The organism is Streptomyces sp. NPDC002867, from assembly GCF_053591895.1.
On the sequence record NZ_JBSFUR010000002.1, the window covers coordinates 253,056 to 267,811 of the forward strand.

The 14,756-nt window shown below is 74.5% G+C and carries 12 protein-coding genes; 6 read left to right on the top strand and 6 right to left on the bottom strand.

Features of this window, described 5'->3' with window-relative positions:
* Nucleotides 1–11: 11 nt before the first annotated feature.
* Nucleotides 12–971, bottom strand: a complete 960-nt coding sequence (locus ACWD0A_RS02710; RefSeq protein ID WP_451293897.1) for a hypothetical protein — start codon at nucleotides 969–971, stop codon at nucleotides 12–14.
* Nucleotides 972–1,113: 142 nt separating this feature from the next.
* Nucleotides 1,114–2,592, bottom strand: a complete 1,479-nt coding sequence (locus ACWD0A_RS02715) for an APC family permease (protein ID WP_451293899.1) — start codon at nucleotides 2,590–2,592, stop codon at nucleotides 1,114–1,116.
* Nucleotides 2,593–2,789: 197 nt separating this feature from the next.
* On the opposite strand from ACWD0A_RS02715, the gene ACWD0A_RS02720 reads away from it, so the two are divergent.
* On the top strand, nucleotides 2,790–3,185 hold the full coding sequence (locus ACWD0A_RS02720) for an RNA-binding S4 domain-containing protein (protein WP_177149399.1): 396 nt from the start codon (nucleotides 2,790–2,792) through the stop codon (nucleotides 3,183–3,185).
* On the opposite strand, the gene ACWD0A_RS02725 is transcribed toward ACWD0A_RS02720, so the two are convergent.
* The 3 genes from ACWD0A_RS02725 to ACWD0A_RS02735 form a co-directional block, all read right to left on the bottom strand.
* A complete protein-coding gene (locus ACWD0A_RS02725) occupies nucleotides 3,180–5,168 on the bottom strand; it encodes an FUSC family protein (protein WP_451293901.1) in 1,989 nt (662 codons plus the stop codon). The two genes, ACWD0A_RS02720 and ACWD0A_RS02725, sit on opposite strands and share 6 nt — an antisense overlap.
* 59 nt (nucleotides 5,169–5,227) lie before the next feature.
* The gene (locus ACWD0A_RS02730; RefSeq protein ID WP_307717780.1) at nucleotides 5,228–5,473 is read right to left on the bottom strand and encodes a DUF2630 family protein; all 246 of its coding nucleotides are present in this window, start codon (nucleotides 5,471–5,473) and stop codon (nucleotides 5,228–5,230) included.
* A gap of 470 nt (nucleotides 5,474–5,943) precedes the next feature.
* A complete protein-coding gene (locus tag ACWD0A_RS02735) occupies nucleotides 5,944–6,969 on the bottom strand; it encodes an endonuclease/exonuclease/phosphatase family protein (protein WP_451293903.1) in 1,026 nt (341 codons plus the stop codon).
* Nucleotides 6,970–7,153: 184 nt separating this feature from the next.
* Here ACWD0A_RS02735 and ACWD0A_RS02740 point away from each other — a divergent pair, with 184 nt between their 5' ends.
* From ACWD0A_RS02740 to ACWD0A_RS02760, 5 genes are all read left to right on the top strand, one after another.
* Nucleotides 7,154–7,561: a hypothetical protein gene (locus ACWD0A_RS02740; RefSeq protein WP_451293905.1), complete on the top strand. Its 408-nt coding sequence runs from the start codon at nucleotides 7,154–7,156 to the stop codon at nucleotides 7,559–7,561.
* Nucleotides 7,562–7,813: 252 nt separating this feature from the next.
* Nucleotides 7,814–8,353, top strand: a complete 540-nt coding sequence (locus ACWD0A_RS02745; protein WP_451294049.1) for an NADPH-dependent FMN reductase — start codon at nucleotides 7,814–7,816, stop codon at nucleotides 8,351–8,353.
* A gap of 98 nt (nucleotides 8,354–8,451) precedes the next feature.
* Nucleotides 8,452–9,423, top strand: a complete 972-nt coding sequence (locus ACWD0A_RS02750; RefSeq protein ID WP_451293907.1) for an ATP-binding cassette domain-containing protein — start codon at nucleotides 8,452–8,454, stop codon at nucleotides 9,421–9,423.
* Nucleotides 9,420–10,277 carry an ABC transporter permease gene (locus tag ACWD0A_RS02755; RefSeq protein ID WP_451293909.1) on the top strand — a complete coding sequence of 286 codons (858 nt, stop codon included), beginning with the start codon at nucleotides 9,420–9,422 and terminating at the stop codon, nucleotides 10,275–10,277. The genes ACWD0A_RS02750 and ACWD0A_RS02755 overlap by 4 nt, the downstream gene beginning before the upstream one ends.
* A gap of 98 nt (nucleotides 10,278–10,375) precedes the next feature.
* Nucleotides 10,376–11,452: a MerR family transcriptional regulator gene (locus ACWD0A_RS02760; protein WP_451293911.1), complete on the top strand. Its 1,077-nt coding sequence runs from the start codon at nucleotides 10,376–10,378 to the stop codon at nucleotides 11,450–11,452.
* Nucleotides 11,453–11,524: 72 nt separating this feature from the next.
* Here ACWD0A_RS02760 and ACWD0A_RS02765 read toward each other — a convergent pair whose 3' ends face one another.
* Nucleotides 11,525–14,701, bottom strand: a complete 3,177-nt coding sequence (locus ACWD0A_RS02765) for an ATP-binding protein (protein ID WP_451293913.1) — start codon at nucleotides 14,699–14,701, stop codon at nucleotides 11,525–11,527.
* Nucleotides 14,702–14,756 lie beyond the last annotated feature (55 nt).

The window sequence follows — 14,756 nt, forward strand, 5'->3', positions numbered from 1 at the left end:
CCGGAGTCGGTTCACGAGGTGACGCCGACCTGTGTGCGCCACCTCGTGAACTGCTCGGCCGCGTCTCCCGTGTACGTCCACGGGAGATGCGCGGCCCGCGTCCCCAGCAGCTGGAAGAGGCCGCGGGCCTCCTGCTTCAGCCCCGCGTGACAGGCGGCGTGCGTCAGGTAGTTGAGCTCCCCGATCTCCTGCGGCGCGACCGGTCCGTCCGCGCGCCACAGGATCCACCGGTCCCACGTCCGCCGTATCTCCACGACCGCCAGCTCGTGCTTCCAGTGCTGGTCGAGACCGCGCACCACCCGCCCCTGGGCCGTGTCGAAGACATGGCGGTACTCCTCCGCCCGCGCGATCTGCACCAGCACCGGCAGCGGCGACCCGGGAGGCGACGCCCCCGCCGCGTCCCGCGCGAAGTCGTACATCCTGCCGTGCGTGCCGTGCCAGCGCGCCGAGTGGTAGCGCAGCAGCTGCACGTGACCCTCGACGTTGTACGGGTCGCGCCCGCGCATCTCGTCCCACCAGCGCCGCAGTTCCCTGCGGGGCACCCCGTCCTCGTACAGCCGCGCCACCGTCAGCAGCGACACCCACGGCATGGGGTCGGCGGGGTGCAGGTCGGCGGCGTCGAGGCAGGCCCGCACGGCGAGGTCCAGCCGGTCGCGGTCGACCCCGCCGCCGCGTCCCGCGGCGATGGCCCGGTGGAAGACCCGCACGACCTCGGTCGCCGCCGCGAGGACCGCCGCGTCGGGGCTGGCCGGCTCGGCGGCCCGCCAGATCCCCGTGGCGGACGAGCCGGCCGCGGCGTGGGCGAGCAGCCGGATCCGGTGCGTGCGCAGCCCCCAGTCGTCGCCGGTGTCGCGCAGCAGGTCGCGTACGCCCTGCCAGCGCCCGATGACGATGTCGTCGAGGGCGTCGGACAGCGCCCGGTCCCCGTACGCGGGATCGAAGTCGGGGACGAAGCGGCGGCGAGCGGCCATGGGCGGCACTTCCCTCGGCGGTTCAGGTACGTTCTGGCGATCCGACGATCCTCGGAGGGATCCACGGCGGCTGCGGGGATCTACAGGCTCTACGGGGGACGCCTGCCGGTCCGGCGCGGGGATCGGACGACGTGCGCGGCGGTCAGTAGTCGGTGGCCAGCGCCTTCCCGGTGTAGTCGGGACGGCGGCCGGACCGCCGGTCGCCGTAGTCGTCGTCCGTGTCGACCGGGCGCGTGGCGTCGAGGGGAGCGGGCCGGTAGTAGGAACTGCCCTTGCGCCAGTAGTGGATCATCGGCACGAGACCGGCGGCGAGCCCGCCGAGACCGATCGCGACCGACGCCCCGCTCAGCTCGCCCAGCGACTCGATGAAGATCCACAGCATGAACAGCGCCCCGAACAGCGGCCAGGCGCCGCCGAGGACGAAGTCGCGCACGGAGCGGAGCAGCATCCTGCGGTACGCGACGACGGCGGCGATGCCCGCGAGACCGTAGTAGAACGCGATCTGCAGCCCTAGCGCGGAGACCCCGGCGGCGAGCACGTCACCGACCGAGCCGAGCGCGACCGACGCCGCGAACATCGTGAGCGCGACGGCGCCGACGGCGGCGACCGCGCCCCACGGGGTGTGCCACCGGCGGTGCACCCGCCCCAGCACCGCGGGCATCGTGCGGTCCCGGCCCATCGCGAACAGCGAGCGGGTCACCTGGATGAGCGTCGTCTCCAGGGTGGCGACGGTGGACAGCAGCACGGCCAGCACGAGGAGCCTGCCGCCCACTCCGGGCCAGACCGCCTCACCGAGCGCACCGAGCACGTGGGAGCCGGACGCCCGGATCTCCTCGGCCGTCAGGAACATGTTGACGGTCACGGTGAACGCCTCGAAGACGAGGAAGACGACGCCGACGCCGATGAGGGCGGCGAGCCCCGCGGTGCGCCGGCTGTCGCGGGTCTCCTCGCTCAGGTTGCTGGTCACGTCCCAGCCCCAGAAGTAGAACGTGGCGACCAGCGCGCCCGAGGCGAATCCGGAGGGTCCGTCGAAGTGCGCGAAGCCGAACCAGGACCAGTCGAAGGCGACACGGCTGCCGCCGCGGACGAGTGCGACGGCGACGAACAGCGCCAGGACGGCCAGTTCGACGCCGGACAGGACGAGTTGGGCGCGCACGGTCAGCCGCGCGCCGCCGAGCACGACCAGCAGCATCGCGACGAACCAGGCGGCGCCGACGGCCGTGGCCGGCGCCCTGTCGCCGGCGAGATCCGGATCGACGAGGGCGAGCGTCATCGCACCGGCGGGCAGGGAACCGGCCACCATGAAAAGGGTCGCGGAGACGACCAGAGCCCATCCCGACAGGAAGCCGAGGAAGGGGTGCAGGGTGCGGCCCACCCACGAGTACCCCGCCCCGGCGTTGACGTCGAGGCGGCCGAGCCGGCCGAAGGCCAGGACGATGCCGAGCATGGGAATCGCGCAGTACAGCAGGGCCGCCGGTCCCGCGAGACCCACGGTGGCGACGAGGACGGCGGTGGTCGCCGCGATCGAGTAGGCCGGGGCGCTGCCCGCGACCGCCATGACGACGGTGTCCCACGTCCCCAGGACCCCTGGCCGAAGCCCTCTGCCGGAGCTGCTGCGCATGGAAGTCTCCGAATGCCCTTGTGCCGCGCGGGAGGTGCGGGCACGTCAGAAGCGAACACCCGCGTTCGGAGGAGACGCCTCCGTCAAGGGGAGATCGTGCGCATCGTAGTCGGATGTGTGCGCTGTGGTGAGGGGGCGGGGTGCCGTCCCGCCCGTACGCATGCTCCCCGGGTCCCCGGAGCCGTACAGTCGGTGACATGGCTGCAGAGGTATCGGACGAGGGGACCGTACGGGTCGACGCCTGGGTCTGGTCGGTTCGGCTCACCAAGACCCGCTCGCAGGCCGCGGCGGCGTGCCGGGCGGGCCACGTGCGCGTCAACGGCGAGCGGGTCAAGCCCGCGCAGTCCGTGCGCGTCGGCGACCAGGTGCGGGTGTTCCACGCGGGGCGGGAGCGGCTGGTGGTCGTCTCGAAGATCGTGCGGAAGCGGGTCGGACCGCCGGTCGCCACGACGTGCTACGTCGACAACAGCCCGCCGCCCCCGCCGAAGGAGTTCACCGCTCCGGCGGCGGTACGGGACCGAGGCGCCGGCCGCCCGACCAAGCGGGACCGCCGTGAGCTGGAGCGCCTGCAGGGGCTCCGGCCGGGGTCATGAGCGGGGCGCGGGCGAGGCGATCGCCCGCGCGGCCCTGACTTCCTGACGCAGCGGCTCCAGGACGCCCTTCTCGTCGCCCGGCAGGTCGGCACGCACCTCCACCAGCTCCTCGCTGGAGCGCAGCCCCTCGGCGAGTTCGCGCAGCTGCTCCTCGATGCCGGTGATCTCCGTGTCGCGCGGCGGCTCGGCCCCGTGGTCGACGCGGACCCGGGCCGCCGTCGTGGCGTCCACGATCCGCTCGACGGCCACGACGAGCGGCCACCAGGCGGCGGCCCGTGCGCCGGTCGGCGGCGGCTCGGTCAACGCCCGCTGGAACTCGGACCGCACGGACGACAGGTCCCGGTACAGCCGCCTGCGCCGCCGCACCCGTTCGCCCTGGTCGGTGCCGCCCGCCGCGCCCACCGGGCCGAAGGCGCACGCCACGTAGTCCGCCGCGTCCTCCACGGCCTTCGCCAGCCGGTCGCCGATCCGGGTGTGCCAGCTCTCCGGCCACAGCAGGTATCCCGCCACCAGCGCGATCGCGCAGCCGATGAGGCTGTCCACGAGCCGGGGCAGCACGAGGTGGAACCCCTGGTGGTTGAGGACGTCCGACAGCATGAGGATCACCGGGGTGATCGCCGCGGTCTGGAAGGCGTACCCCTTCGCCGAGAACGCCGGGATCAGCGCGGCGAGCACCATCATCACCGGCACGTCCGCCCAGCCGCGCGGCACGGCCGCCAGGACCGCGGCCGCGACGAGCAGGCCCGCGGCCGTGCCCAGCGCACGCAGCACCGCGCGCGAGAACACCGAGCCGAAGTCGGGCTTGAGGACGAACGTGACGGTGAGCGCGACCCAGTACGACCGGGTCACCGGCACCAGGGAGACGAACACCTGGGCGATGCCGATGCACAGCGCGAGACGGAGCCCGTACCGCCAGGACGGCTCGGACGTCAGCACGCTGCGCGCCGCCCGCCGGACGCGGACGCCGAGCGCCGCCGGCCTGCCGAGCCGGTCGTGGGACAGCGCGGCGTCGGCGTCCGGCCGGTGGACGACCGCCGACGCGTGGCGCAGGGCGCGGTCGACGGCGCGGTCCGCCGGGCCCTCCGGCTCGGGCAGCACCAGCTCGGGGGCCGTGCGGCGACCGCTCTCCACCGCGACCGCCAAGTCCCGTACGGCGGCCGCGATCTCGGGCCGGCGGGAGGCACGGCCGTAGCGGTGCGCCGCCGCGGCGGCCTCGACGAGGGGGATGACCACGTTCAGCTGGGCGAGCAGCCGCACCAGCGGCCCGCGCCGTCCGTGGTCGTGGGCGCGCCGGGCGAGGACCAGGTCGTAGGAGGTGTTGAGGGACTGCGTGACGTCCTGGCGCCGGGCGTCGTAGTCGCCCGTGCCCGCCGCGGCGAGCAGCTCGGCGACGCTGCGGTAGGTCGCGGCGACCGCGGCCACTTCCGGCGCGCGGCCGCGCAGCGGCCAGCCCAGCAGGGTCAGCACGAGCACGAGGAGGCCGCCGAGGCTGAGCAGCAGCGGCGGCGTCCACCACGGTCCCGGCATCGGCAGACCGGCGCCCACAACGGCGTTCAGCAGGAGCAGCAGGCCGGACACCGAGGCGACCGCGCCGATCGTCGAGATCATGCCCGAGACGAGCGCCACGAGCGTGAGCGCGCCGACCGCGGCCCAGCCCTGCCCGTACACGAGCGTGCCGAGCGTGACGCCGACCGCGCCGAAGAGCTGCGGGACGGCGATGTTCAGGAGGCGCATCCGGTAGGCGTCGGCGGTGTCGCCGATGACGCCGGACAGCGCGCCCATCGACGCCAGCGCCCCGTACGCGGGCTGTCCGGACGCGAGCCCGGCGGCCAGCGGCGCGGAGAGGGCGACGGCCGCGCGGGCGACGGCGGCCCACGGAACGGGCGCGTCCTGCGGACGCAGGCCGCGGATCAGCCATTCGGGCGGGGAGAGCCGCCCCGCGCGCCCGCCCGCCGCTGCCGACCCGCCCTGGAGATCCGCCATGGTGTCAACAGACCCCGAAAGGCTCGCCCCGCGCAAGTACGGCGTCCGAAGCGGACGCGTCAGCTCTCGTAGTTCTCGACCTCGTCGGCGGGCTGCACCTGTGCCGTGTCGGGGTCGCCGCCGAACTCCGACTTCGCCCGCCGCCTGCGCAACAGGTCCCAGCACTGGTCGAGGCGGATCTCCACCTCCTTGAGCCTGGCCTGCCGGTCCGGGTCGAGTCCGCCCTGGCGGATCGAGTGGTCGCGCAAAGCGCGCTCCTCCTCGACGAGTGCGCCGATGTCGTCGATGATCTGCTCGTCTTTCATGACAGCTCCCTGGTCGGAGGACGAAGACCGTCTTGCCGCGGGCTCCTCCCAGCACGGCTCCGGGCGAGCGCGTCGGGCGCCTTCCGCAGCGGGAACGCGGCCTCCGGCGTCTGCAGCGAACCGCCCCCGCGGCGAGGGCGTCGAGCAGCGTCGACGAGGCGTGCAGTGCAGCCGGAAGCCGACGCTCTCCCACCACGCCGGGCAGCGCGACCGCCCCCGCTCCGGGCCGACAGGGCGAGGCCGCCGGGCCGGGCGAGCGCCGCGTACCCGGCGAAGGAGCCCGGTTCGTGCGGGACGAGGCCGGCGACGGCGTCGACGCCGTCCGGGCAGGCCGTGCGCACCGCCCGCGTCCGGTCGGCGGTGGCGTCCACGGTGACCGTCGCGCCGAGGCCGCTCGTCATCCGTCTCGCCTCCCGACCGCCCGCCCGCGTGGCCTCGCACCACGTCCCCACTCTGACCCCACCGCCAGATCAGCGCACGTCGTGCAGTTCCAGCGAGACGAGGAGCGCCCGGTGGTCGGTGGCCCCCAGGTCGAGGAAGCGGGCGGAGCGCACCGAGAAGTCCTCGCTGACCAGCACGTGGTCGATCTGCGCGCCGAGCGGGCGCGGCAGGGCGGCCGGCCAGGAGGGGGTGCGGGACGCGCCCGCGAGCCGGGCGCTGTCGCGCAGGCCGCCCGCCTCCAGGAGGTCCCGGAAGGCTGCGTGGTCCTGGGTGGCGTTGAAGTCGCCCGCGACGATGGACGGGCGGTCCGCGGCCGCGGCGGCACGGTCGCGCAGCCGGGCCAGCTCCCCGCGCCAGTCGGTCACGACGCCGGGGACGGGCGGCAAAGGGTGGGCGAGCTGGAGGTTCACCGGCCGGTCCGCGATGCGGGCGCCGGCGGCCGGCATGCCGAGCACGGAGCGGACACCGGTGGCGGGGGCCAGCGGATACCGGCTGAGGATCGCCGAGCCCGCCGCGCCGCCGGCCTCGACGACACGGCGGTACGGGTAGTCGGCGCGGAGGGCCTCGGACGCGAGCGCTTCGGAGCACACGGCCGGGCATTCCTGGACGAAGACGAGGCCCGGACGCTCGCGGGCGATCGCCGCGATCAGCGCGTCGGTGGCCCCGCCGAACTCGAGGTTCGCCGTGAGGACCTCGACGCGGGCGACGGCCGGCCCGGGCGGGTCGTCGGTCAGCCCGGTGTCGTACGGCCTGACGAACCAGCCGGTCAGAGCCAGCACCGCCACGGCCCACGCCGCGAGCAGGCGGCGGCGGGCGAACAGCGCCACCAGCAGCGCGACCGCGGCCGGGGCCAGCATCCACGGCAGGAAGGCGAGCAGCTGCGGCACGGGCGTGACGGCGTCGGTGTCCGCGGCGCGGCACACGACGACGGCGGTCGGCACGACGAGCAGCAGCCCGGCGGGCCACGTGCCGCGTCGCCGCCCGGCAGCGGGCGCGCGCCCGGCGTCGTACGGCCCGGCCGCCGGGTACCTGCCGTCCCTGGTCTCCTGGTCCACGCAGGCCTCCGAGCCGTGAGTCGTCGTGTGCGCGTGCAGTCCGTCTGCCCTGAGGACGCCGGTGGCACCGGATCCGTTGCCGCTGCCTCGGCGGTGGTACGGGTGCGGCGGCCTGACTTGCCGCCGGGCGCGCGCGGGTGTGCCCTGAGAGGGGACGGGGGGCGGAGGGAAGGAGTTCTGCGCCATGGCCACACAAGCAGCGACGCCGCGGCACCGGCGTCGGCGCCGGACGCCCGCACGAGAGCACCACCCGCTCGGTCTGGTACTGCCCGCCCTGCTCGCCGTGACCGTCGGCGTCTGGGCCGCGTCCATCCTGCGCTTCCAGAACGACGGTGTCGCCACCGGCGGCCAGTGGGTCCTCGGCGTGGTCTGCGCGGTGGTGTTCGGCGCGCTCGCGTTCGGGCTCCGCCGTATCCGGCACTCCCTGCCGCGCGAGATGCGCGCCCTGGCCTACGGGGCGCTGACCGCGGCGACCATCGGGTTCCTGACCAGCCTGGCCGACGGCAGCGTGCTCAGGTCGGCGGGCATCGGTGTCGCTGTCGGCGCGGGTGTCGGGCTCGTGACGTTCTACTACGCCTACACGCATGAGTGAGGGTCACCGGACCTGTGGATGAGCGCGTCACCGGACCCGTTCGTACGGGTCCGGCCCGCTGCTCGCGGTGAGGTCGCCGGTGGTGAAGCCCAGCACGTGTCCCCGCCCCAGAGCTGAGCCCCCGGCCCGCCGGGCCGGACCCTGCCTCGCGCGGTCGCCGGATCCGATCCGGCGGCCGCGCGTTGCCGTCTCGCGCCTCCTGGGTGAGGGCCGCGGACAGGTGGAGGGAGGCGCACCGTGCGGGACGAGGACATGCCGCCGCTGCGCGTCGCAGTGATCATCGGCAGCACACGCGAGGGGCGCGTCGGCGACGAGCTGGGGCACTGGTTCGCGCAGTACGCCGCGCAGCGGGACGACCTGGAGCCGGCGGTCGTCGACCTGGCCGGCTTCGACTTCCCGGCCCGCTACCCGGGCCGCGCCACCGCGCCCATGCGCGACTTCGCCGCTCAGGTCGGCCGGGCCGACGCCTTCGTCGTCGTGACCCCGGAGTACAACCGCTCCTTCCCCGCATCCCTCAAGCAGGCCATCGACTGCGCCTACGACGAGTGGCACACCAAACCGGTCGCCTTCGTCAGCTACGGCCACGGCTCACGCGGCCTCTACGCCGTCGAGCAGCTGCGGTCGGTGTTCACCGAGCTGCACACGGTGACCCTGCGCAACGGGGTCGGCGTCGACCTGCTCGCCGAGTCGCCTGAGGACCGCGCCGCAGCCGTGACGCCGATGCTCGACCAGCTGCGGTGGTGGGGCCTCGCGCTGCGCGAGGCCCGCGCCCTGCGTCCCTACGCCTCATGACGGCGCCGCCCGGACCGCCGATGAACCGGACCGCCGATGAATTCGCGCCCCCGCCCGAGTCCTGTCTCCACGGACGAAAAGGAACCGAAGGACTGACGATGAGTACAGATCTGGCAATCGAGACCACCGGCCTGGTGAAGGTCTTCGGTGAGAACCGCGCCGTCGACGGCGTCGACCTCCGGGTGCCGACCGGCACGGTCTACGGAGTCCTCGGCCCCAACGGCGCGGGCAAGACGACCACCGTCCGCATGCTGGCCACCCTGCTCAGGCCGGACGGCGGCGAGGCCCGCGTCTTCGGCAAGGACGTGCAGCGGGAAGCGGACGCGGTCCGCAGCCGGGTCAGCCTCACCGGTCAGTACGCCTCCGTCGACGAGGACCTCACCGGCACCGAGAACCTGGTGCTGCTCGCCCGTCTGCTCGGTCACTCCAAGCCCGCCGCACGCGAGCGCGCGGCGCAGCTGCTGGAGGCCTTCGGCCTGCGGGAGGCGTCCGACAAGCAGGTGAAGAACTACTCGGGAGGCATGCGGCGCCGTATCGACATCGCCGCCTCCATCCTCAACACACCGGACCTGCTGTTCCTCGACGAGCCCACCACCGGGCTCGACCCGCGCAGCCGCAACCAGGTCTGGGACATCGTGCGCGCCGTCGTCGGCCAGGGCACGACCGTGCTGCTGACGACGCAGTACCTGGACGAGGCGGACCAGCTCGCGTCCCGCATCGCCGTGATCGACCACGGCAGGGTGATCGCCGAGGGCACGAAGGGCGAGCTGAAGGCGTCCGTCGGATCCGGGGCCGTCCATCTGCGGCTGCGTGAGGCCGGGCAGCGGCCCGAGGCCGAGCGGGTGCTGGCCGCCGCACTCGGCGCCGAGGTCGTGCTGGACCCGGACCCGGTCGCCCTCACCGCCCGGGTCGACGGCAGCGGCAGCGACCGGGGCGCGGCCGAGCAGGCCGCGCACGCCCTGGCCGAGCTGGCAAGGAACGGCATCACCGTGGACAACTTCGCGCTGGGGCAGCCCAGCCTGGACGAGGTCTTCCTCGCCCTGACCGACAAGAAGGGGGAGGCGGCATGAGCACCGCGACCACCACCAAGGACCTCGGCGACATCGAACTCCGGGCGCCGAGGGCGGAGGACCTGGCCGCCCTGCTGGTCGCCGGGGAGCGGCCGCCGCGTCCGAGCGCCTGGTCGGCGTCGCTGACGTTCGGCTGGCGCGCGATGCTCAAGATCAAGCATGTGCCGGAGCAGCTGTTCGACGTGACGGCGTTCCCGATCATGATGGTGCTGATGTACACGTACCTCTTCGGAGGCGCGATCGCCGGCTCGGTCTCGGCGTACATCCAGTTCCTGTTGCCCGGCATCCTCACCATGAGCGTCGTGATGATCACGATGTACACGGGTGTCGCGGTCAACAACGACATCTCCAAGGGCGTCTTCGACCGCTTCCGTACGCTGCCGATCTGGCGGCCCGCCCCGATGGTCGGCTACCTCCTCGGCGACGTCGTGCGCTATCTGATCGCCTCCGTGGTCATGCTCGCCGTCGGCCTGGTCATCGGCTACCGTCCGGACGGCGGACCGGTCGGCATCGCGCTCGGCGTCGCGCTGCTGATGGTCTTCTCGTTCTCGTTCTCCTGGATCTGGACGATGTTCGGACTGCTGCTGCGCACCGAGAAGTCGGTGATGGGCGTCAGCATGATGGTCATCTTCCCGATGACGTTCCTGAGCAACGTGTTCGTCGATCCGAAGACCATGCCGGGCTGGCTCCAGGCATTCGTCAACAACAGCCCGGTCACCCATGTGGCCACCGCCGTACGCGAACTGATGGCGGGCAACTGGCCGGCCGCGGACATCGGCTGGTCCCTGGGCTGGTCCGCGGTGCTCGTGATCGTGTTCGGCTCGGTGACGATGCGGCTCTACAACCGCAAGTAGGGCCTTGCCGCCCGGCCTTGACCTTCCTCGCGGGGGAGACTCCAGCATCGGGTCCGCCGGGCATCCCCGCCCGGCACGAGGAGGAAGGCCGGGCAGGCATGGGGTTGCTGACCATAGGCGCGTTCGCCCGCGCGTCGCGGCTGTCCGCGAAGGCGCTGCGGCGCTACGACGAGCTGGGCCTGCTGCCGCCCGCACGCGTCGACCCGTTCACCGGCTACCGGTACTACGACGACGCCCAGGTGGAGCGGGCCCGGCTCGTGGCGTGGCTGCGGCGGATCGGGATGCCGCTCGCCGGTGTCGGCCGGGTCTGCGACCTGGCGGAGACGGACACGGACGCCGCGGCCCGTGAGATCCGGGCGTACTGGATGCAGGTCGAGTCGGAGACCTCGGCGCGCCGGAGCCTGGCGGACCTCCTCGTGGACCAGCTGTCAGGGAAGGACACCGACATGACGGACCGGATCACGATGCCCCTGGGGATGCGCTGCGCGGCCCGCACGGACCGCGGCCTCGTCAGGGAGACCGACCAGGACGCCGTGTACGCCGGGACCCGGCTGCTCGCCGTCGCGGACGGCTTCGGCGGCGCGGGGGCCGCGGCGAGCGCGGCGGCGATCGGCGCACTGCAGCCGCTGGAGACCGCCGCACAGGCGTCCTCGCGGGCGGGCGATCTGCTCAACACCCTGGAGGACGCGGTGCACCGCGCCGGCACGGCGGTGCGGGCCTTTCCCGAGTCCGGCACCACGCTGACCGCGCTGCTGTGGACCGGCTCGCAACTTGCCCTGGCGCACATCGGCGACAGCCGCGCGTACCTGCTGCGCGACGGGGTGCTCCACCGCCTCACGCACGACCACACGGTGGTGCAGTCGATGATCGACGAGGGCGACCTCGACGAGGCGGAGGCGGCGGCGCACCCGCAGCGGGCGATGCTGCTGCGCGCGCTGGACGCCGGCGACGGTCCGGCCCGGCCGGACCTGCGGCTGCACGAGGCGAAGGCGGGCGACCGCTTCCTGCTCTGCTCGGACGGCCTGTCCACGACGGTGCCGCAGGCTGCCGTACGGGACTGCCTCGCGTCGGCCGCCGACCCGGAGGCGGCCGTCGACGTCCTGATCGGGCTGGCCCACGACGGGGGCGGCGCGGACAACATCGCGGTGGTGGTGGCGGACGTGGTCAGGAACTGACACGGGGGCGCACGGCGTCGGGCCGGTCCCCGGGGCCGCACAGCCCGTGCGCCCGTGCGCGGCGCCCCGCCGTCACAGGCGCCAGGTGACCGGCCGTGGCGGGCGGTAGGCGCACGAGGCACCCGTGGAGACCGATTCCCTCAGGTGCGCGGACAGTTCGGGGTGGAGGCCGTCGAGGCGGCGCAGGGTGTCGCGGATGCGGGCCGTGACGGTCTTGCGGGCGCGTTCGGCCTCGTCGCCCAGGCGCCGGGTCCGGCCGCCGAGCCCGGCGGCGGCGCGCAACTCCAGGAGAAGCACGGTGCGTTCGCGCCCGTACTCCTCGGCGCGGCGCTCGTCGCCACGGGCCGCCGCCCGGTCGATCTCCTCGTCGAGGCGCGCGAGGCGCTGCCGGTAGCGGTTCTTCGCCTCGTCGTCGAGCACCGGGTCCCCGCCGAGGGCGCGCGCGGCGACCACGGCCTCGCCGCCCTCGGGGGCGAGCAGCACCACGGCGGACAGGTCGTCCCCGGGGCGGGAGAGCAGGGTGTGCAGGTCCCGCAGCCCCTTGGCGTCGGGCACGTGCACGGCACGCCCCGCGAACGACAGCGCCCACACGGCCCCGTCCCGCCGGAACTCCCCCGCGGACGCGGGCCCGGCCCCGGCGGCCGGCCGGGGCGCGGCCCGCTCGGACGGGGACGCGGCCCGGCCCTGCGGCTCGCGCAGGAGATGCGTCAGCCCCAGCTCCCGCGCCTCCCGCTCCACGTCCGCCCTCAACGACCGTGCGGCCGCCTCCCCTTCCGACGCCTCCAGCACATCGGCCAGTGCCGCACGGGCCCGCACCGACCAGGGCCGCGCCCGCAGCCGGTCCGCCGACGCGTACGCCGCCGTCAGCGCCCGGACCGCGTCCGCCGTCCGGCCCTGGGCCGCGTCCAGCAGCCCCCGCCACTGGTCGACCGGGCCGCTGATGTCGCACCCGTACAGCGAGACCACCCACTGCCCGGCGTACGGCTCCAGTGCCGCGCGGGCCCGCTCGATGGCGTCCTCGTCGCCCGAGGCCGCCGCCGTCTGCGCCCGCAGCCGCATCAGCAGCGGCGCGAACGCCCTCGGCAGTGACTCGGCACGCTCCTCGATCCCGTCCAGCAGCCGTCGCGCGAGAGGGGCGTCGCCCCGCTCGACGGCCGTGATCCCCTCCAGCAGCTGCGGATACGGGTGCCCCACCTCCTCGAGACCCGCCACGGCCTCGGCCGCCTCCTCCAGACGACCCGTCAGCAGCTTGAGGCCCCAGTCCATGTGGGACGTCATGAAGGCGAAGGCAGGGTGCTCGCGCCGGGTGCCGATCACCTGGTCCAGGAGCTGCCTGGCCTCGTCGAAGCGGCCCGCGAGGGCGGCGATCAACGAGCGGTCGACGGCGACGCCCAGCTCGAAGCGGCGCAGACCGGTCCGCTCGGCCAGGCCGACGAAGGTGTGCAGCTGCGCGAGATATCCCGGGTCGCCCAGCTCCAGCAGCGAGACCCAGCGCATCGCGGTGGCGTGCAGCTCCATCTCGGCGTTGTCCGTGCGGCGGGCGACTTCGGCCATCTCGTCCGTCAGGTCCAGCCGCTCGGCGGAGGTGCCGAGCCCCCAGATCGCGTCGTGCCGCGCCCACAGCGAGAACGACAGCGCGTCGTCGTCGCCCTCGCTGCGCGCCAGAGCGGTGCAGCGCACGGCCAGGTCCTGCGCGATCCGCTCGTGCGACAGGCCCGCGAGCTCCTCGCCGCCCCGGTCGACCAGCGCGCGGTAGGCGTCGCGCAGGAGTCGCCCGGTCCGCTCCCGCTGTCTGCCGCCCTGCACGTCGCTCTGGTTGTGGAGGGTGATCGCGACGCGTGCCAGCAGCTCGGGGGCGCCGAGCTCCTCCGCCAGGTCGGCGGCCCGGTCGAAGTGGCGCCACGCGTCGATCTCGTCGCCGCTGTGGCGCAGCTCCGTGCCGAGGTCGAGGCAGACGAGCGCGGCCCGGCGCGCATCGGGCCCGGCGGCCTGGAGCGCGCGGCGGTAGTGGCCGACGGCCTCCTCGCCGGCGAGCCGTCCGGACGCGTCGCGGGCTGCCGCCATCAGCAGCTCGACACGGCGCTCGCGCTCCAGCTCGTCGCCCGCGAGATGGGCGTGCCGTGCGAGGTCCGCGGGGAGGACCTTCTCGCTCAGGTCGGGCGCGGCCGCGACGGCCCGTACGACGGCCGCGTGCCGGGCGCGCGCGTCGGGCTCGTCCAGCGCCTCGTACAACGTCTCCCGCACGAGGTCGTGGGCGAAGGCGAACCGGCCGCCCGTCCGCGGGGCCACCAGCCGCGCGGCGACGGCCCGCTCCAGCAGCCGGTCCACCTGCGGCACGGGCGCCGCCGCTGCCGCCGCGAGCATCTGCCGGTGGAACTCCCGCCCCAGCACGGCCGCGGTGACGAGCAGCGCGCCGACCGGCCCGGGCAGCAGCGCGAGCCGCCGCCGGACCGCCTCGCGCACACCGGGGGCGACGGTGGTGACGGGCTGGCCGCTGTGCCAGATCCGGGCGGTCTGCTCGACGAAGAACGGATTGCCGCCGGTGCGCCGGTGGACCTCGTCGACGAGGCCGGGCCCGGCCTCGACACCGGCCGTCAGCTCGATGAGCGCGCCGACCTCGTCGCGCTCCAGGCCGGTGAGCGTGACCGTGGCGGCGGCCCGGGCGGCCAGCGGCAGGATCAGCTCCTGGAGCGGATGGTCGGCCGCCTCGACCTCCGCGTCCCGGTACGTGCCGATGAGCAGCAGCCGCTCGAACCAGGTGTGCTGGGCGGCGAATTCCAGCAGGCGCAGGGACGCCGGGTCGGCCCAGTGCAGATCGTCCAGGACGACGACCACGGGGCGCTGCTGCGAGACGGTGACCAGCGCCGTCGTCACCGCGTCGTACATCGGGAAGCTCTCGCCGCCGGCCTCCGCGTCGCCCGGCGTCTCCCCGAGCAGGACCGCGAGCAGCCCGCCCGCCGCCTTCTCGGCCTGTGCCCAGGCGTCCGCACCGGCTCCCCGCCGCAGCCCGCGGACGACCTGGACCCAGGGCCAGTAGCCCGGTGCGCTGTCCGAGTCCCAGCAGGAGCCGCCGAGCACGAGGGCGCCGCGCCGCCGGGCCTCGTCGGCCGCGGCGGTGACGAGGGTCGTCTTGCCGATGCCGGCCTCGCCGGTGACCAGCACCAGGCCCCCGTGGCTGTCCGTCGCCCGGCCGATCTCGGTCCGGAGGACGCCCGCGGGGTGGTCACGCCCGATCAGTGCAGGGCTCATGCCGAAACCATAGGCGGCGTCACCGACAACGCCCGCCGAACCGGGAAACGCCCGC

What these genes read in the sequence shown, in the direction of transcription:
- ACWD0A_RS02710 (WP_451293897.1), bottom strand. Translation starts at nt 971, where the DNA reads ATGGCCGCTCGCCGCCGCTTCGTCCCCGACTTCGATCCCGCGTACGGG.
- ACWD0A_RS02715 (WP_451293899.1), bottom strand. Translation starts at nt 2,592, where the DNA reads ATGCGCAGCAGCTCCGGCAGAGGGCTTCGGCCAGGGGTCCTGGGGACG.
- ACWD0A_RS02720 (WP_177149399.1), top strand. Translation starts at nt 2,790, where the DNA reads ATGGCTGCAGAGGTATCGGACGAGGGGACCGTACGGGTCGACGCCTGG.
- ACWD0A_RS02725 (WP_451293901.1), bottom strand. Translation starts at nt 5,168, where the DNA reads ATGGCGGATCTCCAGGGCGGGTCGGCAGCGGCGGGCGGGCGCGCGGGG.
- ACWD0A_RS02730 (WP_307717780.1), bottom strand. Translation starts at nt 5,473, where the DNA reads ATGAAAGACGAGCAGATCATCGACGACATCGGCGCACTCGTCGAGGAG.
- ACWD0A_RS02740 (WP_451293905.1), top strand. Translation starts at nt 7,154, where the DNA reads ATGGCCACACAAGCAGCGACGCCGCGGCACCGGCGTCGGCGCCGGACG.
- ACWD0A_RS02745 (WP_451294049.1), top strand. Translation starts at nt 7,814, where the DNA reads ATGCCGCCGCTGCGCGTCGCAGTGATCATCGGCAGCACACGCGAGGGG.
- ACWD0A_RS02750 (WP_451293907.1), top strand. Translation starts at nt 8,452, where the DNA reads ATGAGTACAGATCTGGCAATCGAGACCACCGGCCTGGTGAAGGTCTTC.
- ACWD0A_RS02755 (WP_451293909.1), top strand. Translation starts at nt 9,420, where the DNA reads ATGAGCACCGCGACCACCACCAAGGACCTCGGCGACATCGAACTCCGG.
- ACWD0A_RS02760 (WP_451293911.1), top strand. Translation starts at nt 10,376, where the DNA reads ATGGGGTTGCTGACCATAGGCGCGTTCGCCCGCGCGTCGCGGCTGTCC.
- ACWD0A_RS02765 (WP_451293913.1), bottom strand. Translation starts at nt 14,701, where the DNA reads ATGAGCCCTGCACTGATCGGGCGTGACCACCCCGCGGGCGTCCTCCGG.